Origin of the sequence: Leptospira sp. GIMC2001, from assembly GCF_028462125.1 — a bacterium.
Lineage (GTDB): Bacteria > Spirochaetota > Leptospiria > Leptospirales > Leptospiraceae.
On the sequence record NZ_CP115468.1, the window covers coordinates 2,164,270 to 2,186,108 of the forward strand.

The 21,839-nt window shown below is 37.2% G+C and carries 20 protein-coding genes; 7 read left to right on the plus strand and 13 right to left on the minus strand.

All coding sequences use genetic code 11. The features are described from left to right. The gene (locus O4O04_RS11590; protein WP_272531853.1) at positions 1–1,692 is read right to left on the minus strand and encodes a TolC family protein; all 1,692 of its coding nucleotides are present in this window, start codon (positions 1,690–1,692) and stop codon (positions 1–3) included. 140 nt (positions 1,693–1,832) lie between these two features. On the opposite strand from O4O04_RS11590, the gene O4O04_RS11595 reads away from it, so the two are divergent. Then, on the plus strand, positions 1,833–3,908 hold the full coding sequence (locus tag O4O04_RS11595; RefSeq protein WP_272531856.1) for a thioredoxin domain-containing protein: 2,076 nt from the start codon (positions 1,833–1,835) through the stop codon (positions 3,906–3,908). On the opposite strand, the gene rsfS is transcribed toward O4O04_RS11595, so the two are convergent. The 9 genes from rsfS to rplU are packed head-to-tail and all read right to left on the minus strand — an operon-like array spanning position 3,891 to position 10,756. After that, positions 3,891–4,283, minus strand: coding sequence for a ribosome silencing factor (rsfS, locus tag O4O04_RS11600; protein WP_272531857.1), 393 nt, complete (start codon positions 4,281–4,283; stop codon positions 3,891–3,893). The two genes, O4O04_RS11595 and rsfS, sit on opposite strands and share 18 nt — an antisense overlap. Continuing rightward, a complete protein-coding gene (locus O4O04_RS11605) occupies positions 4,264–5,406 on the minus strand; it encodes an LCP family protein (protein ID WP_272531858.1) in 1,143 nt (380 codons plus the stop codon). Before O4O04_RS11605 ends, rsfS begins: the two co-directional genes overlap by 20 nt. Continuing rightward, the gene (gene yqeK, locus O4O04_RS11610; RefSeq protein ID WP_272531860.1) at positions 5,403–6,578 is read right to left on the minus strand and encodes a bis(5'-nucleosyl)-tetraphosphatase (symmetrical) YqeK; all 1,176 of its coding nucleotides are present in this window, start codon (positions 6,576–6,578) and stop codon (positions 5,403–5,405) included. Before yqeK ends, O4O04_RS11605 begins: the two co-directional genes overlap by 4 nt. Further along, the gene (locus O4O04_RS11615) at positions 6,565–7,818 is read right to left on the minus strand and encodes a glutamate-5-semialdehyde dehydrogenase (RefSeq protein WP_272531861.1); all 1,254 of its coding nucleotides are present in this window, start codon (positions 7,816–7,818) and stop codon (positions 6,565–6,567) included. The genes yqeK and O4O04_RS11615 overlap by 14 nt, the downstream gene beginning before the upstream one ends. 2 nt (positions 7,819–7,820) lie before the next feature. Further along, a complete protein-coding gene (gene proB / locus O4O04_RS11620) occupies positions 7,821–8,771 on the minus strand; it encodes a glutamate 5-kinase (protein ID WP_272531862.1) in 951 nt (316 codons plus the stop codon). Then, positions 8,749–9,774, minus strand: coding sequence for a GTPase ObgE (obgE, locus tag O4O04_RS11625; RefSeq protein WP_272536084.1), 1,026 nt, complete (start codon positions 9,772–9,774; stop codon positions 8,749–8,751). The genes proB and obgE overlap by 23 nt, the downstream gene beginning before the upstream one ends. A 20-nt stretch (positions 9,775–9,794) precedes the next feature. After that, complete coding sequence (gene rpmA / locus O4O04_RS11630; protein ID WP_272531864.1) at positions 9,795–10,055, minus strand: 50S ribosomal protein L27; 261 nt, start codon at positions 10,053–10,055, stop codon at positions 9,795–9,797. Positions 10,056–10,085: 30 nt separating this feature from the next. Beyond that, positions 10,086–10,448 (minus strand): ribosomal-processing cysteine protease Prp, encoded by a 363-nt coding sequence (locus O4O04_RS11635; RefSeq protein WP_272531865.1) that lies wholly within the window; start codon positions 10,446–10,448, stop codon positions 10,086–10,088. Beyond that, the gene (gene rplU, locus O4O04_RS11640) at positions 10,445–10,756 is read right to left on the minus strand and encodes a 50S ribosomal protein L21 (protein WP_272531867.1); all 312 of its coding nucleotides are present in this window, start codon (positions 10,754–10,756) and stop codon (positions 10,445–10,447) included. The genes O4O04_RS11635 and rplU overlap by 4 nt, the downstream gene beginning before the upstream one ends. 113 nt (positions 10,757–10,869) lie before the next feature. Between rplU and typA the strand changes: the two genes are divergently transcribed. Further along, positions 10,870–12,672: a translational GTPase TypA gene (gene typA / locus O4O04_RS11645; protein ID WP_272531870.1), complete on the plus strand. Its 1,803-nt coding sequence runs from the start codon at positions 10,870–10,872 to the stop codon at positions 12,670–12,672. 138 nt (positions 12,673–12,810) lie between these two features. On the opposite strand, the gene O4O04_RS11650 is transcribed toward typA, so the two are convergent. Next, complete coding sequence (locus tag O4O04_RS11650) at positions 12,811–14,262, minus strand: AsmA family protein (RefSeq protein ID WP_272531871.1); 1,452 nt, start codon at positions 14,260–14,262, stop codon at positions 12,811–12,813. A gap of 79 nt (positions 14,263–14,341) precedes the next feature. Beyond that, on the minus strand, positions 14,342–14,755 hold the full coding sequence (locus O4O04_RS11655) for a DUF3805 domain-containing protein (RefSeq protein ID WP_272531872.1): 414 nt from the start codon (positions 14,753–14,755) through the stop codon (positions 14,342–14,344). 71 nt (positions 14,756–14,826) lie between these two features. Here O4O04_RS11655 and O4O04_RS11660 point away from each other — a divergent pair, with 71 nt between their 5' ends. From O4O04_RS11660 to O4O04_RS11675, 4 genes are all read left to right on the plus strand, one after another. Then, positions 14,827–15,933 carry a PorV/PorQ family protein gene (locus O4O04_RS11660; protein WP_272531873.1) on the plus strand — a complete coding sequence of 369 codons (1,107 nt, stop codon included), beginning with the start codon at positions 14,827–14,829 and terminating at the stop codon, positions 15,931–15,933. A gap of 205 nt (positions 15,934–16,138) precedes the next feature. Then, positions 16,139–17,959 (plus strand): SpoIIE family protein phosphatase, encoded by a 1,821-nt coding sequence (locus tag O4O04_RS11665; RefSeq protein ID WP_272531875.1) that lies wholly within the window; start codon positions 16,139–16,141, stop codon positions 17,957–17,959. Between the two features lie 55 nt (positions 17,960–18,014). Continuing rightward, the gene (locus O4O04_RS11670) at positions 18,015–19,391 is read left to right on the plus strand and encodes an ammonium transporter (protein ID WP_272531877.1); all 1,377 of its coding nucleotides are present in this window, start codon (positions 18,015–18,017) and stop codon (positions 19,389–19,391) included. A gap of 92 nt (positions 19,392–19,483) precedes the next feature. Next, a complete protein-coding gene (locus O4O04_RS11675; protein ID WP_272531878.1) occupies positions 19,484–20,134 on the plus strand; it encodes a hypothetical protein in 651 nt (216 codons plus the stop codon). Here O4O04_RS11675 and O4O04_RS11680 read toward each other — a convergent pair. Next, positions 20,131–20,880 carry a menaquinone biosynthetic enzyme MqnA/MqnD family protein gene (locus tag O4O04_RS11680; protein ID WP_272531879.1) on the minus strand — a complete coding sequence of 250 codons (750 nt, stop codon included), beginning with the start codon at positions 20,878–20,880 and terminating at the stop codon, positions 20,131–20,133. The two genes, O4O04_RS11675 and O4O04_RS11680, sit on opposite strands and share 4 nt — an antisense overlap. A gap of 80 nt (positions 20,881–20,960) precedes the next feature. On the opposite strand from O4O04_RS11680, the gene O4O04_RS11685 reads away from it, so the two are divergent. Then, positions 20,961–21,821 (plus strand): CheR family methyltransferase, encoded by an 861-nt coding sequence (locus tag O4O04_RS11685; RefSeq protein ID WP_272531880.1) that lies wholly within the window; start codon positions 20,961–20,963, stop codon positions 21,819–21,821. The last annotated feature ends 18 nt before the right edge of the window (positions 21,822–21,839 follow it).

A 21,839-nucleotide genomic window follows, 5' to 3' on the forward strand; every position in this document is an offset into this window, starting at 1 on the left:
TCATTTAGACTCATCAAAAAGGGAACCGGAACTTGGCATACCCGCCTTTACAGCTTCCTTTTCCACTTCAGCTAAAATTCTATAGATATCCACTCCATATTTTTCAAATATGAAATTTTTTGCTAAATCATATCGTAAAAGGTTGATATTATAATTGATTTTTGCCTGAGTTACAGCAAGTTCTGTTTGAACCAATGCATCAAGTGCAGTTTTAACAACGACTGCATTGTATCTACCTTGTCTAAATCTTGACAAAAGGCCGTTATAGTATTTTTGATTTTCAACTTGCGTTTGCTTGGTCTCTTGTAGAACTGCGTAGGATGATTGAATATTATTCCATCTATCTTTTAACTCATCTCGAATTCCGTCGCGAAGTTGCTTCTCGGCAATATCCAAATCGGCGATATCCACTTCTGCTGCACGAATTTCTGCTTTTGTTTCTTCATTCCATAGAGGATAATCAATCTTCATTTCTGCATACAATTGAGGAAATAAAAATGCATAGGCTGACTGATTGGGATTTGACCAGTTGTATTGAGGACCCAATACCGACTGAGCTATACTGCCATATGTGAGGCTTGCTTTCACAGATGGTTTTTCTTCTTCTTCGGCATTGGCGAGCCCCAATTTCGCCATTTCTTTGGATCGTCTAATGGTAATTAAATCAAGCCTATTACTATAAGCATAGTCAATGTCCTTTTCTAGGTTCACTTTAGCTGGAGGTTTCTCGTTCAGATCCGTTAAACCAGAAATTGATGAGTTAGTATCCACATTGAGAATTCGTACAAGATCTCTTTCTTTTTGTAATCTCTCAATTTTCGCTTTTTCCAGAATGGATTCAGTTTTACTCAAAACTGAATTCCATTGATTGACTTCAAAATTTTCGGACAAGCCCAAGCCTTGTTTACGAATCGTTAAGCTACGAATCTCTTGTGTATTCTTAAGTAAATTTTCATAAGTTGTAACTTGTGAGTCGTAGATCGATAGGGACCAATAGTCAATTAGTACACTCACAACAAGCTGAGTCAAAATATTGATCATCTCGTCTCTTTTCAATTTTGTTTGATTGCGTAGAATCTTTTTTGTATTCTCTTCTGACTGTCCAAAAGAGTATTTTAATAATTCTTGAGAGAGTGTAAAACTCAAACCTCCTGTATAAAGGGGAGGGATTGCTAGAATGCTAAAACTACTAGGAGTATTGTTACCTTCAAATGCAGATGAGTCGAAGCGTTGTGTATATCCTTCTACTTTGAAATAAGTTCCTTGAGCAAACTGCTTTTCAATTCCTGCAGAAATTCTATCTTGGCTAATTTTCGTTCCTTGAAAAAGGTTTACATTGTTCTGAGGTAGTTGTTGCTTAAAAACTGTAACTCCACCAACTATTTTCCAAATAAATTTGGATTCGTTTTTTAGTTCAGGACTATCCGCTTTTAAAATTTCAAATTTTGCATTTTGTACAGTTAAATTATTGGAAATTACATATTGTACTGCTTGATCAATCGTGAGATTTAACTTTTTTTGTTTAGTAAGCTCAGGAAGAATTAGCCCAGGATTTTCCAACTCATTAATCGCAGCTCTTCTTATCTGCTCATCAAATTCATCAGAATTCAAGTTTGAAGGAAGCGAAAGCAACAACGAAAACGACAGAATAGGAACCGCGAGTGATGCCTTTCGATTGTAAAAGAGGTTCATAAAATTCGGTTCAAAGCTTCCTGTTTGTCAATATGAAAACCATATCCGATAGTTCAAGAGAAAATGAATTTTTGTTCATTGAAACTTCAAGCTTATATTCGACCCTGGTCTAGAGTCAAAACTGAGAGAAAACACTATAAATGGAATACACCAATAGACTGATCCACGAAAAAAGTCCCTATTTGCTACAACATTCACATAACCCAGTGGATTGGTTTCCATGGGGTGATGAAGCCTTCACGAAAGCTAAAAATGAAGGCAAACTAATATTTCTTTCGATCGGTTACGCGACTTGCCACTGGTGTCATGTAATGGAAAGAGAGTCTTTTGAGAATGTTGAAACAGCAAAAATACTGAATGAAAATTTCGTATCAATCAAGTTAGATCGAGAGGAGAGGCCAGATGTGGATCGAATCTATATGGACGCAATTCATGCTCTCAATCAGCAAGGTGGATGGCCACTCAATATTTTCTTAACTCCCGACAAATTGCCACTTACTGGCGGAACTTACTTTCCGCCAAAGGCTCGGTATGGAATGAAAAGTTTCCCTGAAGTGCTGGAATCCGTGCAAGAATACTGGAAACAAAATAAAGATGAGATGTTGAATGCAGCCCAACAATTAACCGAATACCTGAATTCAGATCAAAATTCAGATTCAGAAAAATTAGAACTTCCAGAAAGGCTTGCGTTTGAGAATGCTTATGTACTCTTTGAGCAGTATTTTGATCCTGATTATTATGGATTTAAGACTAATAACCAAAATAAATTTCCACCTAGTATGGGCTTATCTTACCTTATGGCATTTGCTCAATGGATCAATGAACCTCATGCTCTAGAGATGGCAGAGCTTACTTTACAGGCAATGAAAAAAGGGGGCGTCTACGATCAGATAGGTGGTGGACTTTGCCGTTATTCTACGGATCATGAATGGCTTGTTCCTCATTTTGAAAAAATGCTTTATGACAATGCATTATTCTTACAGGCTTTAACAGAAGCTTGGCAGATAACAAAAAAAGATTTTTATAAAAAAGCTGCGCTCGATGTTATCGAATATATTGAAAGAGATTTACGAACTAAGGAAGGAGGAATAGCATCGGCCGAGGATGCTGACAGTGCAGGAGAAGAGGGTAGATTCTACATTTGGGATTCCAAAGAGATCAAAGCAATCCTTGAAGATGACTATCACTTATTTACAAAATTTTGGAATATTTCTGAACAAGGAAATTTCGATTCAAAGAATATTCTCAATGAAACTTTTCATTCAAAACCAAATCAAGATTCGGATAAAAATCCAGTGTTTGATACGAAAGAGTTTCAAGAAAAAATCAAAATCGTAAAAAATAAATTACTTGAAGTTCGTAATCTAAGAATTCGACCTCTACGAGATGATAAAGTATTAGCATCTTGGAATGCATTGTATATCCAATCATTAGCATATTCTGGAGCCGCTTTTCAAAACCAAGAATATATAAACCTGGCTTGTAAGACTTTTAATTTTATAGAAGAAAAATTGATCAATTGGGATCTGGGAATTCAGCGCAGATATAGGGATGGTGAAAGTAAATATTCCGGAACCCTCGTTGACTATGCCGAATTGGGTCTTGCGGCAATGAGTTTGTTTCGAGCAACGCAAGATATTCAATATATATCAAAATCAAAGAAAATCAGTGAATGGATTCTCAATAAATTTTCTTCTGACATCGGACCATTCTATGAAACTGAAAAAAATAATTCGGACCTTATTCGACGTTCCATAGACGGATTTGATTCTGTGGAGCCATCAGGGAATAGTGCGACCGTCCGTTTCTTTCTCGCGCTAGTGAGTCTAGGAATTAATACAGATATTCTTATGTTTCATTCTGAAAATATTTTTCGATATTTTTCTAAGGAACTATCTACTCAAGGAATCAGCTATGCTCATATGCTTAAAACTTATTTAGAATCAAGAGAACTCGCATCAGAAATTGTTGTCGTAGCCCAAGAAAAAAATTCCAATTATGATGAAGTGATTCAGTTTTTAAAAGAAGAGTTCCTTCCGGGTAAGATCATAGTTAGTTCAACCAGTTCGACATTTTCTGAAGACGTTAAGCTTATTCCGATTTTGGAAGGTAGAAAACCAACGTCCAATCTGGATATATATATCTGTCAGAATAGACGTTGTCTATTGCCAGTTCATAGCCTGGACGCTTTAAAAAAATCAATCCTCCAGAGATAGAAAATTTGCGTCACCCCATAATCTTTCTAAATCATAGTATGTACGAATGTCTGGTTCCATTATATGAACTAAAATATCACCGTAGTCCAATAGCAACCATCCTGATGAATCTTTACCGACGGCATTGGAAGGCAATTGATGATTTTGGATTCCTTTTCCTTTACGCAATGGCTTCATATACTTATCAATATCACGAGCAGCCGACCTAGCTTGCGTATTGGTCTTAGCTGTTGCAATTGCAAAATAGGTTAGATAAGAATTTACATCTTGCAAATCTAAAAATTGCATATCATCACATTTTTTCTCTACGAAAATTCGCTTTATTTCTTTTAATATTCCGATTACATCAGAATTTTTATTGCTTTGTTTTATCAAAATCTTCTCCCAAAACGACCGTTACATCTAAACCCAACTCTTTTCTAATTACAAAAAAACGATTCTTCTCACCCATAGCGGAATAGACTTTTTCGGAGAGTCTAGTATTTCCTGATCGATCGATCACAAAGGTTTCTTTGAAATCGGATTCCCATGCATTTTCTACGGAAAGAACTTTGATTCTTCTTTCACCAAGTAGTGACTTTGCTTTTTTAGCAAGTCCATTGATTGGAGTTCCGTTTAGGACTTCTGTCCTGCCACGTTCAGAATCTGCGAAGAATTCTGATAAGACATCTGCTTCGAATTTCTTATAAGCAATTTTTGCTGTATCAGATCTCACTTTTAGTAGTGATTCATCTTTATTAGGAACTCCAACTAGCTCACCTGGTAACTCAGAAATTCCAAATCCGATATCCTCTGATATCAGAAATTCAATCAAATTTGTAAATTCGTTTTCGTCTAAATTGGTTTGAATTAATGAATAGAGAAATGATATCCAAGGTTTTTTAATTGTCTCTTTTAACGATTGGACATAGAAAAAATAAGAAAGTATAGCACTCTCTTGACGTTCTAGCCTTGCAACATAGTCAAGAGCTTTCTTTGATGACAAGGCAGTAAGATAGTCGTATGCATCGGATCCATCTAAAGTATAAAATCCATTGGATGGGCGATTGTATCGATCCGTATTTAAAGCAGTTTTGGGCTCAAAAAATACAGGCAATCCACCACTAAAATCAATAATTTTCTTAAAATTTTTCTCATGAATCGTAACAGTATAATTAGGATTAAATCCTAAAATATCAGCGATTTCATTCTCTACAGTTTTTGGCGCACCTGATTTCAATTTTTCTAATGAGGTTTCTTCGGATTCAAAACTAGCAAGTGGATTCACAAAAAACAATGCCACTTTCTTTTCTTTGGGGAAAATTGTAATGAGAACGCTAAAAAAATAATCATCATCGTCACTCATTGCATGAACAAGGAAGGTAACTTTTCTCAATTGAGTGATTTGTTTGTCTAGCTTTAGATGTCCCATCTGCTTGGATACAAAAAGCACCAAAGAAAACAAAACGAGTGTTGCTGCGACCACTAAAATGATAAATTGGGTTCGATTTTTAATCATGATGACATTTCCTCTAATTGATTGATCGACATATTATAAACAGCTAATGTGTTCGCATGAATACTTTTTTTATTGGCAATCAGATCATTCATAGTAGTTCTAGATTTCATAAACATTCCAAATTCTAATGACATCAAGGATTTTTCAATCCAGAGTTGACGGTCCTCATGTTTTAATGCGTAGTCAGAACCAAGGAAATCAGCAACGTAGAGAATTTTTGCAAGAAATCCCATTGAATCTGATCCGAGAGTATGATAGGACACCGAATTTAGTATTTCATTATCTTCAATTCCCATTTCTCTTAGCTTATATTTTGCTGAGAACGCATGATAGGATTGCTTCGGTATCGATTCGGAATTGAATCCGTATTTTTGAAATAGATCTAAGTGATAATTGTCTGTTTTTTGTTTTGTAATATCATGAATCAGACCAGCGATTTCTGCTTTTTCTGGAAAAGGATAATTATGAGACAAAGCCAATTGCTTTGCAAAGTCAGAAACTCGCAGGCAATGGTTGAACCTTGTTTCAGTAACTTCACCCTTCATGATCCCTTGCCATTTTTTTATAACATTTTCATTGTATTTTAATGAATAGATATTCTTCATCTCTTCAAACACTGGCGGATAGATTCCATCTCCAGTTGGATACATTCGAAATTCACTGGAAGATACAATCCATAATGGATTATCCAATATCTCAAAATTCTCTTTAAACATTTTCACAGGGATTGGAACAGTCTGCGTGATTTCTGAATTCCTGCGAAACACAACGAAACGAGATATTTCTTTCAAAATAATCTCAATTGCTTTCCAGTTTTCTAGATCTTCCAATTGATCTTCACCAATCAGTAGATCTAAGGCGTATCCGGGATATAAACTCTTGGCTGCAAGAATGGTTTCATAACTATAACTGATATTTTCTTTGAGAATTTCGATATCCCAAATTTCGATTTTTTCTGGATTGATATCTTGGAAATTTATTTTCGATAATATCAATGATTCTTCTGGAAGGAATAATTTATTTTCTTTGAATGGGGATAGTCGATTCGGAACAATCAAAACCTTATGCGTTGAGGGAAATCTGTCTAAATAAAACTCTATTAATTTTCTATGTCCTAAATGTGGAGGATCAAAACTTCCTCCATATAAAGCAATTCTCTTAGACTCGGACATGACCATTTCCAGAAAGATAGGTTGTAGTTGTTGTTAGGTGCTCAAGTCCCATTGGACCTCGCACATGCAATTTGCCCGTACTAATTCCAACTTCGGCACCAAGTCCCAATTCTCCACCATCATGGAAACGAGAAGAGCAATTTACGAAAATTCCCGCAGAATCAATTTCTTTCTTAAATCGTTGGATATTCAAATAGTCTTTCGATAGAATAACTTCTGTATGTCCAGAAGTGTATTTATTTATGAATTGAATGGCTTCATCCAAATCATTAACCATCGCGCAAGACAGTCGAAGATCCAAGAATTCTTCTGAATAGATTTCCTCAGTCGCAAGTTTATTGCCAGGATAATCTTTCGCGAGCAATTCATCTAGATACAATTCCACATTAGAATTTTTTAAAGCTGAAATTACTTCTTTGGTATAAGGATATTTTTTGTGAATTATAAGATTTTCGAGTGCATTACATACTCCAGGTCTCTGAACTTTCGAGTTGATCACAATATCAATAGTATTTTGGAAATCGGCAGATTCATCAATGAATAGATTTACTACTCCTTTGTCATGCTTCACAACAGGAATACTGGATAGCTCGACTACAGTTTTTATCAAACCTTCACCACCACGAGGTACAACTATATCAATAAACTTATCTAGCTTAAGCAAGGGAGCCATTACTTCTCGATCTGTTTCTTCCACAAATACTACAGCGTCTGCTGGAAGATGATTATTCGCTAAAACATCTGAGAAAATTTTTGCAAGAATTGTATTGGAATGAACTGCTTCCTTGCCACCTCGCAAAATACAAACATTACCCGATTTAAAAGAAAGAGCAGCAACATCAATGGTAACATTGGGTCTAGATTCGAAGATCACAAGCAATACACCGATTGGAACCTTTTCTGTCACCAACTCAAGACCATTTGGTAAATTCACTCCGCGTACAACCTGTCCGATTGGATCTTGCAAGTTAGCAATCTCTCGAACAGAATCAGCGATTCCTGCAATTCTTTTTTCATTCAGCAGAAGACGATCGGTCAACGCTGAACTGAGTTTTTTTATTTTTGCATTCTCAATATCTTTCTCGTTCTCTGATACAATAAGCTTTGTGTTTGCTACCAAGGAATCAGCGAGTTCAATTAGAACTTTGTTTTTTACATTTGTAGTTAATGATTTAACAGATCGCTTTGCTTTGTATGCACGACTTGCAATCTGGTTTGTATAATCTGTCCAATCCTTCATGATTAAAAAAACCTCTCTATCCAATTTTTCTGATTTTGGCTCGTTTGTTCAAAATTCTCGGATGCTATGATAGTTCCTTTATTCGTTCCTTCAAAAAAATTTCGAACAGAATTAGGTTTAGTGCCATTCACAATTCCAGTGATGATTCCAAAATCCAAAAGTATTTTCGCTGCTTTCAATTTCGTTGTCATTCCGCCAGTTCCAGGTCCAGTTGGCCCATAGGCAAATTTCATATCATCATCTTCTACTTTATTCAAAAACGGAACTAATTTATCATCTCGAAGAAATCCATCTACGCCTGTTAGTATTAGCAATACATTAGCATTCAGAAGACTTGCAACCATTGCAGATAGAAAATCGTTGTCTCCAAGATTCAATTCATCAGTGGATATGGAATCATTTTCATTAACAATTGGAAGTATATTCCATTCTAATAATTTACGAAAAGTATTTTCTAAGTTTTTGTGACCCTCTTTGGTAACTATATCTCCCTTACCAAAAAGAATCTGGGCAATGGGTATATTCACTTGCGAAAAAAATCTTTCATACAAATTCATCAATTTGTTTTGGCCCAATGCAGCAAGAGCTTGCTTTTCAGCAAGACTTGGTTTATCTGCAAGTTTATGTTTAGTTGTGGAAGCTATCTCATCTACAAAAGTTTTATTGGATCCAATATCAGATTTATCTTCTCGAGATTGCTCTTTTTCCATTGTAGTCTTGCGTGAAGTGAAACTATGCTCACTTGTCTCAGAAAAAATGGTTTTGCCTTGGGCGATTGCTCCACTAGACACCAATATTACTTTTTTTCCTTTATCTCGTAAGCTTCGAATATCGCCCGCTAGATGGTAGAGAAAATCATTAACTGAATTCTTATCGCCAGAGACTCGAGCAGAACCTACTTTGATAACGATGATTTCTGCATTTTGTATTTTATGAAATATCTGATCGTTCATGATTTGTTTCAATTGGGAAAAATATTTGATCAATTCTATCTAACAATAATTCAATGTTTATATTTTTCTCAGCAGAGATCGGAACAATCTCCCCAAGTTGAGAATATTGATTCATAATTTCTTCAGTAAAATTAGGATCACTTTCCCATAAATCTACCTTATTCAAAACGATAAGAAATGGCTTTTCCATGATCAAAGGATCGTATGATTCCAATTCAGCGCGGAGTAGGGCGAGATCATGCTCAATTTCAAGCCTCGAGCCATCTAACAAAAATAAGATTCCTTTAACTCGTTCAATATGCTTTAAAAATGACAATCCTAAACCTAAGCCCCGACTGGCACCTTCAATGATTCCAGGAATATCAGCGATTGTATAACGAAAACTATCGGATTGCCGTTTCACAACTCCCAAATTGGGAATCAATGTTGTAAAACTATAGTTTGCAATTTTTGGTTGGGCTTCTGTAATTTTTGAGAGCAGGGTAGATTTTCCAGCATTTGGAAAACCCACAATACCTAAGTCTGCAAGTAATTTGAGAGTAAGTAAAACTTCTCTTTCTTCGCCTGGTTCACCTGGTTGAGCAAATTTGGGAGCTTGTAGCGTTGATGATTTGAAAAATGTATTTCCTTTACCGCCACGACCACCGCGTGCTATCACAAAATCCACTTCTTCTGTGAAATCGTAGATGCATTCCATAGTCACTTTGTCAATTACTTGAGTTCCGATCGGAACAAGTAGAACTAAATCTTCGCCATCTTTGCCATCACGCTTCTGTCCACGACCAAAATCGCCAACTTCCGCTGCATATGTTTTATCTGGTCTAAATTTATCTAGAGTCTGGATTGCTATTCGAGAGCGAAGGATGATGTTTCCGCCTTTTCCTCCGTCACCGCCGTCTGGTCCACCAAATTCAGCATATTTCTCGTGCCGAAAGTGGACAGAACCAGCACCACCGTGCCCAGCTTTTAAACTGATGGAAACTTCATCAATGAACTTAGACAGGTGGTAAAAATTCTGCCTGGTTAGGCGATTGCTGGATGAACAGAAACCTGCTGTCTCTTCTTATCCACATGTTCGAAGGCAACTACGCCATCAACGAGAGCAAACAATGTGTGGTCACGACCGACTCCAACATTTTTGCCAGGCTTCATTTTGGTTCCTCTTTGACGAACTAGGATATTTCCTGAGATCGCTTTTTGACCGCCATAGATCTTTACACCCAATCTTTTCGATTGAGAATCGCGACCGTTCTTAGATGAACCACCACCTTTTTTATGTGCCATGTTAAATCTCCTAATGTAAAGAAGTGCCTTTTATGACACCGCTCTCTTATCTTCTTCTATAAATTCTTCAATAATCCTAACCTGAATCTCTTCGCGATTCTCTGAGGCTAGTGCTTCCAGACCAATAATTGTCATCTGAAATGCTTGGTCAACCAAGATCGAAAGCTTTGGATTCCGAACTTCCGACAACTGGAAGCCGAGAACACCTTCTTGTTTTGCCATCGCAGTGACAGCTTTTTCTTTTTTCAAATATAGAAACATGGTCTGCACTAAAGTAGATACCGCAGCGCAAAGAACATTGGTTCCCTTAGAACCGGATGCCAAAGAAGCATGTCCTTGAGCTAGAAGTCCGGTAAAAAGTCCTTGTTTCTTAGTTATTAAAACTTCTATCAAGCTGGAACGATTGAAACTACCTGCAATTTTTGGAGATCTTGTCTATGTCCCCAAGCACGTTTGTAGTTCTTTCTCCTTTTGTATTTGAATCCACGAATCTTTTTACCTCGTAAATCTTCAACTACCTTCAATACAACTTTTGCACCTGCGAGCGGAGATGCACCAACATTTACTTTGTTACCATCAGCAACAAGAAGAACACTTGCGTTGAATTCTTCACCTGGGTTTTTCCCACTTTTCTCTGATAAGAAAACTTGGTCTTTTTCTACTTTGTATTGTTTGTTTCCGACTGAAATAATTGCGAACATATGAGAAATCCTTGAATCTATGCTAATTGTCCAGGTTTTCAGGACAGGCGCTGTAGTCAAGGTCAAATACCCATAGACAGGAAAAACACAAACAAATTTATGGTAATTAAATTATGGAAATTCGCAATATCGCAATCATTGCCCACGTCGACCACGGAAAAACTACACTTCTAGATGCAATTTTGAGACAGACTGGTTCTGTAAATGCAAAAGAAGATCGTGAAAGAATCATGGATTCTAATGACTTAGAACAAGAAAAAGGAATCACTATCCTTGCCAAGAACACATCGGTTATTTATAAAGATACTCGAATTAACGTTGTTGATACACCAGGTCACGCTGACTTCGGTGGAGAAGTAGAGCGAGTTTTGTCTATGACAGACTGTACTCTTCTTCTAATTGATGCATTCGACGGTCCAATGCCGCAGACTCGATTCGTTCTAGGAAAGTCTTTAGAACTAGGACATAAACCAATATTAGTAATCAATAAAGTAGATAGAGATGGCGCGCGTCCAGGATTCTCTGTAGATAAATCTTTTGATCTATTCAGTGATCTTGGTGCAAATGATGAACAGTTGGACTTTCCAATTATTTATGCTTCGGCAAAAGAAGGTTGGGCAGTTACCGATCTTAAAGATGCACCTGGTAAAGATATTTCTCCTCTATTGGATATGATCCTAAAGCATGTTCCAAAAATTGTACCAAAAGATGAAGAGCCTCTACAATTCCAAGTAACATCCCTGGGATACAACGATTATGTTGGTCGTATCGCTGTTGGTAAAATTTATGCTGGAAAAATCAAACGAGGAATGGATGTTACTATGTGCCGTACAAACGGTACAAACTCCAACTACAAAATCTCCAAAATCTTTGGCTTTCAAGGATTACAAAGAGTTGAGCAAGATGAAATGGGCTCAGGAGATATTGCAGCTATTGCCGGTATTCCAGATGTGTTTATCGGAGATACAGTTTGTGATTTAGGCAAACCTTTTCCACTTCCTGCAATCAAAGTTGAAGAACCAACTGTTTCGATGTTCTTTCTTGTAAACAATTCTCCATTTGCTGGTAAAGAAGGAAAATTTGTTACAACAAGTAAACTCAAAGAAAGATTGGAGCGTGAACTAGAAACCAACGTTGCCTTAAGACTCGAAGAAACAGAAGATAAAGATCGATTCAAAGTTCTCGGTCGAGGTGAGCTTCATCTATCCGTTCTCATTGAAACCATGAGAAGAGAAGGATATGAATTGAATGTATCCAGACCGGAAGTTATTATCAAAAAGAACGAGAATGGCGACAAGCTTGAACCATACGAAAATCTTGTTATGGACATACCAGATGCTTATAGCGGCACAATCATTGCAGAATTGAACCGAAGAAAAGGTGAAATGACTGTTATGGATGCACATGCTTCTGGAATGACTCGTGTTGAATACATCATTCCAACTCGTGGAATTATTGGATTTAGAGGGTTCTTTATCTCGGAGACTCGCGGTGAAGGGTCAATGTCGAGTCTATTTCTTCGCTACGATAAATTCAAAGGTGAAATGCCAGGACGCAAAAACGGTGCACTCATTTCCATGGACACAGGAGAAACTACAGCTTATGCATTGTGGAAAGCTCAAGAAAGAGGCGATCTTTTTCTTGGACCTCAAATCTCTGTCTATTCAGGAATGATCATTGGCGTTCATAGCCGTGAAAACGATCTTGAAGTGAACCCAGTTCGAGAAAAGAAGCTAACCAACGTGAGAGCATCTGGTTCCGATGAGGCAATCAGATTGGTTCCGCATAAGAAACTTTCATTAGAACAAGCGATAGAATTCTTGGATGACGATGAATTGCTCGAAGTCACACCTGCAAGCCTCAGGCTCAGAAAGAAACATTTAGATCCGAATATGAGAAAACGAAGCGGGAAATAATTCATTTCCCTTTTTGTAATTTCATAAAAATCTAATTCAAAAAAACAAAACCCCAAGAAGTTTGAAGCTTCTCGGGGTTTTTTGTTTAAACTAAGATTAACTAAATCCGCAGAAATTTTAAATTTACTAACGAAAAAATTAAAATCCGAAACTCTTCAATGCGTCTTTGGCACCACCTGGAATTTTACCTTCGAGTTCTTTACCAATTGCATCTTTAACAGCTTTAGTTGCTTGTCCTTTTAACAAATCAGTAAGTGAAGGCAATTGAATTGCTAGGGTTACTATTGGATTTTTGATATTTCCGCTGGATTGAAAAGGCAAAGCAATCCGATCACCTTGCAAGATATTTCCTAACAATTGCTTTTTGATTCCTTCCGAATCCACTCCTTTAGCAGAAGCTAGTGACTTGTTAATATCCTTAAGTGCTTTATCAGATTCATCTTTGGATGCTACGATATTTCCTCGAAGCAAGTGGCTATTGTCAGTGATCTGTATCCAAGATCCTTCCTCAATTTTCAAATCATAGTTAGTTGTAGGAAAAACTGGCGAATCTTTGAAGCTAACTCTTCCTTTAGAATAACCAACTTTGAAACTCACATCTTTTTTGAGTTCGGCTTTTTGACTGAGTTTATCCATTTTGATATTGGCAGATTTCAAAACAGGTAGAGAACCCGAGAGAGCATCAAAAGCAGCAAATCCATTGATAAAAGATTCTTCCTCTAAAGTAACAGAGTGAACGATTGCCGGATTGACCTCTCCTGATTTCATATCGAAAGGTGTGATTGTTCCATTCGAATTTAAAATAAATTTGGCAGATTCTTTTCTACCCGCACCTAATACAAGGATGTCAGAAGAAAATTGTAATTTCAAACTATTATGATTTTCTAAATCATCAGGAACAATATCCAGATCACTAATCACTAAATCTGTGCCACCCAATTGAATGATCTGCCCAGTTTTTTTCATAGTTACTTGAATATCACCATTTTTGATTCCAAGGCTTCCTACATTGAGAGATACGGGAACAGTTTTAATTGAAAAGGGTTCCTTGGATGTATTGGATGCTTCACTGCGCTTTGCTTCTTCTTCGGCTTCTTTTCTCTTTGCCAATGCTTCAGGAGTGAGAGATGGGTTTGGTTCACCATCCACTGTTACAGGAGGAAGAAAAAGTGAGGAGAGGTTATTCGATCCATTTTCAAAAAGTACTAAATCGATTTTTGGTTCGATAAGAAGTAGCTTATCCAATCGGAATTCTTTTTTTAGAATAGCTCCAAAACTAAGACCAAGCTCCACTTTCCCTAAAGATAGAACTGCATTCTGAAGTTCTTTTCTCTCAGAAAGAGGCTGCCCACTATCAGCAACAGAATCCCTTTTCGCGAATTGGATTCCTTCAATTTCGACAGAGGAAAGCGCTGAAAATAGACTTATATTTACTTTATCAACACTAGCTCGAACATTGATTGAAGATTCAATTTGCTTGGTAAGAAATTCTGGGGTTAAAAATGAACTAAGTAATAAAAGTCCGATAACTGAAGTAACAATTAGGACTAGAAAAAAACCACCGATTCCAATTCCGACTTTCTTTAACATTATATGGTTCCTATAAATTAATTTCCATTTATTATAAATATTGGAAATCAAAGTCAATAGAAATTTATTTTAAAAATGTTTAAAAGCGAATCGAACTCAATATTTTCGTGAGTGTGATATACATCGAGTCCGTAATTTTTCCATCTGTATTAAAAGTAGCAAGGATCAATCGTTTTCCATTTGAAATCGAATATACACACCAATGTCTATCGTCTTTCATGAACTCGCATGATACGATTTGTGTACCTTGTTTGTTTTGAAATCTGGCAACTAAATCTTCATTGTACTCAATTTCTTGTATCTTCAAATAATTGATGAGTTCCTGCTCTGAGTCGGCTTCTTTTTCCTTATGTTCAAGGGAATTGATCTGTAAGACTCCAGAGTCTTCCGGATCAAAGAAAGCAGGAATTCCTTCAACTACAAGAATTTCCCAATTTGCAGGATACTCGAATCGAAACCATTTCTGCGGAGATTCAAATGTTTTGAAATTCATAGAGTAAAAAACACCTTTTCTGACTAGCGATGACTAGGATCGTGGACAAGTTATCTCCATAGTTCGAGAATATGAATATAAAACAATCCTTTCTGATGATTATGCTCTTGGCCTATATATTGGGCTTTAGAGAGAAACTATCCGCTCAGTCGGTTCCAAATTACTCTATCAATTACGGCAATCCGATTAGTATGGGTATGGCAAGTTTGGGCGTGGGGAGTCCGCATTCTTCTGGATCCATATACACGAATCCCGGGTTTCTGCAAATGAATGAGATTTCTGTCCTGGACTTGGGTGGGCAAATGGCTTACCAGAACGGAACTTCCTCCAGTGTTCAACCTGGAGGAGCTGGAACTTTTTACAATGTCTCCGAATTTTGGGGATTTTACGCAAGCTACTCTCATATGTATTCTCAATATTTTACTAACGAAAAGCAGCAGCATTTTACTAAAGGACATATCGGTTTAGCTTTTAAGTTATCGGACAACTGGGCGATGTCTTTTGGTCTGGGACCGGGCGCAATGCAAAGGAAGGAATCCTTTAGTACTTGGAGCTATTCCGGTAATCTAAGCCTTGCATATTTGAACGATAATTGGAGTTTTGGAATCTCTGTCGATTATCCTGGAAAGTATCGAATGGAAGACTATCGCGAAAATGAAAATTTGAAAGAAACCCTTCCTGCAAGAACCGCTGTGGGCGTAGGATACAAACTAGATTCGGATATTCTTCTCCATGCTGAGATCAGAAAAATTTTCTGGGATCGATCGGAGCGTATTCTCAACAACGAAAAAGTGACTCCGGACTGGGAACGGGGAATTGGTGCAGAATGGGGTGGATCGATTTCCTTACAAAAAAATAAATTTCTGATCCAAAACTTGGATATACGTTCGGGAATAGAAATGGGTGGACTCTATGATAGAACCGGCAAAAATCTGAGATCCTTAGGTATCGGAGTTGGTTCAAGCTATAGTTGGAGATGGGAAAATTCCGAGACAAGTGATGTGGTTTCCATGCACCTTGGAATCACAGATTACAATATTACCTCGCAGAAAGGCGGAAGGCCAGGTGAGACGATCTTTGCATTTTCTCTATCTTATGCATCGATTCCTATTAAAGAATATGGGAAAAAAATTCCTCCCGATTCCGAATTTGAACTTCCAGAATCAAATAATCCTTAAAATTCCGATTTTTTAGGGAGAAAATCATCACAAAATACAATCATTCTAACTAGATCATATACTTTTTGTTTATATTTTGATCAATGCGGCAGAAGCCTGCTCAAATAATAAGCACACTTTCTAAGCAAAAAGCGATGATTCTGCCAATATAGACCTTTTACATGCTATGGCACAATAATTGCAAACTATTAGATCAGAAGGTCTTATGTTCCAGTTCAATGTAGCAAAACGAAAAGTTGTTCGATTTAGAGGACAAAATAAAGTAATAGGTGGTCTTACTGATAAAGATAAGATTGCAATCCTACTTTATATCTCCAAAGAATTTGCAAATGTTGATAAAGAGGACGACCTTTTCCAAACCGTTCTAAATACATGCAAAGAAATATTTGAAGCAGACAATACTACTTTGCGCCTCTATGACGGCGAGTTCTTAGTACCTGTAAAATTTATTAAACCAACAGAACCTCCAAGAAGAAATCTAAAACCTGGAGAAGGTTATTCGGGAACGGCTTTCGTTAATAAAAATCCCTTAATCATTCAAGACTTAACGAACTCTCCTCAATTCATTGACGAGGAAGAACAAACTAAATGTGTCATGTGCATTCCTCTGATGCAAAAGGATGAAGTGCTTGGAACTCTTTCCGTTGAAAGTGATATGGACAACTTCTTTATCACTGATGATTTAGAAATTTTAGAAGCATTGGGATCACAGCTAACGCTTGCACTATCAGGTGTGCGATTGATCGAGGGATTGATGACCGCTCGTGCGCGAGAGGCTGCCATTCTTGCTCAGTTGGAATGGGATATGAAGATGGGAAGAAATGTTCAATCCCAGATTCTTCCTCAGGATCTTTCACCTTGGAATGGACTTTATTTTGGAACATACTACGAACCTATGGTTGAGGTCAGTGGAGACCTGTATGATGTAGTTCGTCAAGGCAATTCTATAACTGCAATTAATATCGATGTATCAGGACATGGAATTCCTGCTGCACTTGTAACCATGGCTATCCACCACCATTTTAGAAGATGCGTGCAATCTGGATTGGGCTTGTCGGAAATCATGGAAGAGTTAGGTGAGTCACTTAGAGGACAACTACCTGAGTCGACATATTTTACCGCATTTATAGTTCGTATATTCTCGGATTATAGTTATGGTTACATCAATGGTGGACATCAAAAGATGCTCCATATCCATAGTGATGATTTAACAATTGAAGAGCTTGATACAAAAGGAGTTCCTCTTGGAATTCTCGAAGTTAGAAAAGCGGACTACGAAGAAAAGCAAGGGAAGTTGTCTCCTGGCGATTTATTGGTATTATTGACTGATGGATTTTCTGAACAAAAAAACATCAATCGGGAAGAGGCTGGTACTGAAGGTGTAATTGATTGGATCATTCAGGAAAAAGCCAAATTGGAATCTGGAAATCAGAAACTTTTCATGAAGGATCTTTCTGAGAAATTTGTTCAAAGATTCAAAGAGTTTAAAGGGGAAGCACCTAACGGCGATGACTTATCCTTACTTATGATCCAATGCAATAAAACAATTCGTGATGCTGTACCATATATCAAACAAGCAAAAATAGCAAATAGCAAGCGAAACGATGAAGAAGCTTATGCACTCGCACTCAAAGCTTATTCAATTGATCCATCTCTCAAAGAAAATCTCTTATTCTTGGGTAAGATCCACTATAGAGATGCGAAATATTTGGAATCTATAAAATATTTCAGTGAATATATTGAAACTACTGGTGAGAACACAGCAATATCCCATTTTCTTTTGGGTCGCGCCTACTATATGGGCGAAAAAATTCCAGAAGCAAAACGATCTCTCAAAAAAGCTCTCTCTTGCGATCATTCATTTGCCAAAGCAAGTTTGTTACTTGCTAGATGCTATCTGAAAGAAAACGCAAGACCAAAAGCAATTAAAGTATTGCAACAAGGCGTAAAAAGTACGCCTAACAATGAATCTCTCAAGCAGTCATTATCCAGACTAGAAGATATCAATAGAAAGGCGGTTGTGTAAAATGGATTTAAATAAATTTAAGTTAAAATCAAAGGAAAAAGGAGAAAACAAGAGAATGTTAAGATTCATAATCCTGTTTGCTGTGCTTATGAGTGTAGCTGGATTGAATGCTCAGGATGCTCCGGCAACTGATGCTTCACCCACTGCAGAAGCGGCTGAACCATTGACATTGGAAAGCCTCCAGGCTGAAATAGAAACACTGAGGGCCGAAACAGATTGGCTTTGGACCTGCATAGCAGGATTCTTGGTGTTTTTTATGCAAGCTGGCTTTGCGTATGTTGAGGCTGGTTTCACACGTAGTAAAAACGTCGTGAACATTCTAATGAAAAACCTTGCGGACCTTTCGATGGGTTCGATAGCTTTCTGGCTAATCGGTTTTTCCATTATGTTCGGACCACCTCTAATCGAAGGTTTTGGTATTGGAACTCCATCACTTGCAGACAGCTTAACAGATGCTGAAGGCAATTGGGGAAATGCATTCTTGATCTTTCAAATGGTGTTCGCTGCAACTGCTGCGACGATCGTTTCTGGAGCTATGGCTGAAAGAACAAAATTTGCTACTTATATCGTATTTTCGGTTGTGATTACTGCTATCATTTATCCAGTTTATGGCTCTTTCGCATGGGGAAGCCTATGGGGTGGCGACAATTATGCTGGTTTTCTAGAAGATATGGGATTCTTAGATTTCGCGGGTTCTACAGTAGTTCACTCCGTTGGAGCTTGGGCTGGTTTAGCTGGTGCGATCTTGGTTGGACCTAGAATTGGAAAATTTCAACCAAATGGAAAAGTGACTCCTATCCTTGGACACAATATGTCAATGGCTGCTTTAGGTGTTTTCATCCTATGGTTAGGTTGGTTCGGTTTTAACCCTGGTTCTACGACTTCCGTTGGTGGTGGTGACTTTGCTCTAATCGCAATCAACACACAAATGGCAGCTGCGGCTGGTGCTTTAGCTGCGATGTTTGTAACTTGGATCAAATACAAGAAACCAGATATCGGTTTAACATTGAACGGAGCTCTAGCAGGACTTGTTGGAATTACAGCTCCTTGTGATGGTGTAAGTATTGGTGCATCGGTTGCAATCGGTTTGATCGCTGGTGTGATTGTTGTATTCAGTGTTCTTATGTTCGACAAACTAAAAATTGATGACCCTGTTGGTGCAATCTCCGTTCACGGTGTATGTGGTGCTTGGGGAACTCTAGCTGCCGGTCTATTCAACCTTGAAAGTGGATTATTCTACGGACATGGAATTGATCAGACTATTACTCAGTTGATTGGAATCGCAGTTGCTTTTGTTTGGGCATTTGGTGCATCTTTCATAATTTTCTTTATCTTGAAGAAAACTATGGGACTTAGAGTTTCCGAAGAAGAAGAAATCCAAGGTTTGGATATCTTAGAACACGGTAACGAAGCTTATCCAATCTCTAAATAATTTTTAGAAAGCGGATTTTTGAAAAGAGGGCTCCTTTTGGAGCCTTTCTTTTTACTTGACATGATTCAATATTCTTCCTAAATATAAGTGGAATGAAGTCTTTTCGCATTATACCAATCTTATTATTACTCACTCTAGCCAATTGTTTCGAATACGAAGAGACGATTACGTTCAAGAAAGGATTCTCAGGATTTGTCGAGATCAGTTATGAAGTTCCACTAAAAGAAGATAAACGTTCTTCCATGATTCGTTATCTTCCAACCAAGAAAGAAGACATCGAAGAAAAAATCAGCCAAGGCTTAAGTGGATCGGCCAATAAAATCAAGGACTACCAATTTCGCCTCTTAGAAAAAGGCGAGTATGAAGAGCCCTTCTTCAATTACAAAGGCAAGGTAAGTTATAAATTGGATTTTATCGATCTTTCTGAATTAGAAAGATTGCTTCCGGGAAATATGATCACCAAATACAAAGGCAAAACTCTCATTGTAAAAAGAGAATTTCCTTCGCTTTCCGAAGAATTTTTAGAAGGTAGCTCAGTGGGAGAGAAAAAAATCATGAATGAGATTACTAAACTTCTCAAAGAAGGAAGTATGAAATTCAAAATCTTATTTCCTCCGAACACGGAATGCCTATCCAATAAAGGAAGTGTAAGTCTCGGAGCACTCAACTATGTTTATCCTCTATCTGATTCCATGGAAAAGAGCCAGGGCAAAATCTGGGAATACAAACTTAGATTTTTCTAAAGTAGGTTGTTCGAGCGCAAGAGTTCTGAGAATTTCTCAAAACCCTGTAAGCTTTTCTGATCGGGGATGTAATGCAATTCTCTTTGTAGATAATTTCGTACAAAATCGGAATCAAATTTCTTCTCACTTGAAATGATCTCGTCGATGTTTTGCAATCCGTATTCCAAACTCGAAACAAAAATCTTGTCTTCAATTGGCTTGGCTTTTGGGTATGCCCATAATGCAAAAATAAAATGAAGTCCAGTTAAGCTAAACCACCATTCAGCGATATCTCGAACTTGGAAAATATCGGAATTGAATGAACAATTCAACGCGTTGTCACCGAATAACATATGATGTCCAGATCCCTTACTGATCTCCTTCATAATATTTTCTGGTGAATCTGCCTGGGTTATGACTTTTTTACCAGTCTCAAGAAGAAAAAGCAACTCCAGTAGCGCAACACTTGTCCTTGAACCTGAGTCGACGGAAATCATACTCGGTGGGAAGGACTCAGTAAGATTTTTATAATACAATATAGAACGCACTCCAGTGCGCGCACAGACTCCGACACTAAGACTGTATTGAAGAGAATCACTATGCCGAAGACATTCAACTGATGATATCAAAGCAGTGTCCAATTCACCGGCGACTAGCATCTCAGCGAGAACTTTCGGGGTGTCATATACTTTTTGCACAGTATTATCTTTTTCAAATCCCCAAGTCAAAGGACGCGCATTTAAACTTTTTACAACACCTACTCGCATTTTTCCAACCTAGAGTGACATAGTTAAAAATCGAGTTGTATTTTTAGACGACGACCAGGATGATTCCAAGCAAAGGTATTATGACAGAATTTCGATCAAGCATAGCCACAATTCAAGATTCAGAATTTGAATATTTAAAAGATCTTATTTATAAAAAAACTGGGATTTTCCTTGCGCCTCATAAAAAAATTATGGTTCAATCCAGGCTCAACGTTCGACTGCGAGTTCATAATCTCAATAGTTTTGAGGAATATGTTCAGAGACTCAAATCATCTGCAAGCTTTTTAGAAACAGAAATTACAGATTTAATCAATCGAATAACGACGAATAAAACTGATTTTTTCAGAGAAAACCATCATTTTGAATTTTTAAAAGATACGTTTTTTCCTTATATGGAAGAAGAGTCGAAAAAAACCGGAAATAAGAAAATTCGTATTTGGTGTTCGGCGAGTTCAACTGGAGAAGAGCCTTATTCAATCGCAATTACAGCATTGGAATTTTTCGGCGGTAAGCCTGGTTGGAATATTAAAATCATTGCATCAGATATTGATACTAATGTAATACAATTGGCAAAAACGGGAATATATAAATTCGATCGCCTAGATGTTGTAAGTGAAAATATGAAGCAAAAATATTTCACAAAATCTGTAAAAGATAATGTGATTTATTATGAAGCTAAACCAAATATAAAATCCTTGATTGAATACAAAAAAATCAATTTGCTCGAAAAACCATATCCGTTAGGTGAAAAGATGGATTTGATTTTTTGCCGAAATGTGATTATTTATTTTGATAAGCCCACTCAGAAACAATTATTTTCCAATTTTGAAGAAGTATTGTGTCCATTCGGATATCTTATCATCGGACATTCCGAAACGATGTTTGGAATATCAGATAAATATAAGTTTTTGGGACATACAATATATCAGAAGAAAGTTTAGGAATATTACGGACTCAAT

Excerpts from the sequence above, each read along its gene's own strand:
- O4O04_RS11650 (WP_272531871.1), bottom strand. The coding sequence starts at position 14,262 with ATGTTAAAGAAAGTCGGAATTGGAATCGGTGGTTTTTTTCTAGTCCTA.
- typA (WP_272531870.1), top strand. The coding sequence starts at position 10,870 with ATGGAAATTCGCAATATCGCAATCATTGCCCACGTCGACCACGGAAAA.
- O4O04_RS11675 (WP_272531878.1), top strand. The coding sequence starts at position 19,484 with ATGAAGTCTTTTCGCATTATACCAATCTTATTATTACTCACTCTAGCC.
- O4O04_RS11680 (WP_272531879.1), bottom strand. The coding sequence starts at position 20,880 with ATGCGAGTAGGTGTTGTAAAAAGTTTAAATGCGCGTCCTTTGACTTGG.
- O4O04_RS11655 (WP_272531872.1), bottom strand. The coding sequence starts at position 14,755 with ATGAATTTCAAAACATTTGAATCTCCGCAGAAATGGTTTCGATTCGAG.
- proB (WP_272531862.1), bottom strand. The coding sequence starts at position 8,771 with ATGAACGATCAGATATTTCATAAAATACAAAATGCAGAAATCATCGTT.
- O4O04_RS11660 (WP_272531873.1), top strand. The coding sequence starts at position 14,827 with ATGAATATAAAACAATCCTTTCTGATGATTATGCTCTTGGCCTATATA.
- O4O04_RS11590 (WP_272531853.1), bottom strand. The coding sequence starts at position 1,692 with ATGAACCTCTTTTACAATCGAAAGGCATCACTCGCGGTTCCTATTCTG.
- rpmA (WP_272531864.1), bottom strand. The coding sequence starts at position 10,055 with ATGGCACATAAAAAAGGTGGTGGTTCATCTAAGAACGGTCGCGATTCT.
- O4O04_RS11685 (WP_272531880.1), top strand. The coding sequence starts at position 20,961 with ATGACAGAATTTCGATCAAGCATAGCCACAATTCAAGATTCAGAATTT.
- O4O04_RS11595 (WP_272531856.1), top strand. The coding sequence starts at position 1,833 with ATGGAATACACCAATAGACTGATCCACGAAAAAAGTCCCTATTTGCTA.
- yqeK (WP_272531860.1), bottom strand. The coding sequence starts at position 6,578 with ATGTCCGAGTCTAAGAGAATTGCTTTATATGGAGGAAGTTTTGATCCT.
- O4O04_RS11605 (WP_272531858.1), bottom strand. The coding sequence starts at position 5,406 with ATGATTAAAAATCGAACCCAATTTATCATTTTAGTGGTCGCAGCAACA.
- O4O04_RS11665 (WP_272531875.1), top strand. The coding sequence starts at position 16,139 with ATGTTCCAGTTCAATGTAGCAAAACGAAAAGTTGTTCGATTTAGAGGA.
- O4O04_RS11615 (WP_272531861.1), bottom strand. The coding sequence starts at position 7,818 with ATGAAGGATTGGACAGATTATACAAACCAGATTGCAAGTCGTGCATAC.
- O4O04_RS11670 (WP_272531877.1), top strand. The coding sequence starts at position 18,015 with ATGTTAAGATTCATAATCCTGTTTGCTGTGCTTATGAGTGTAGCTGGA.
- rplU (WP_272531867.1), bottom strand. The coding sequence starts at position 10,756 with ATGTTCGCAATTATTTCAGTCGGAAACAAACAATACAAAGTAGAAAAA.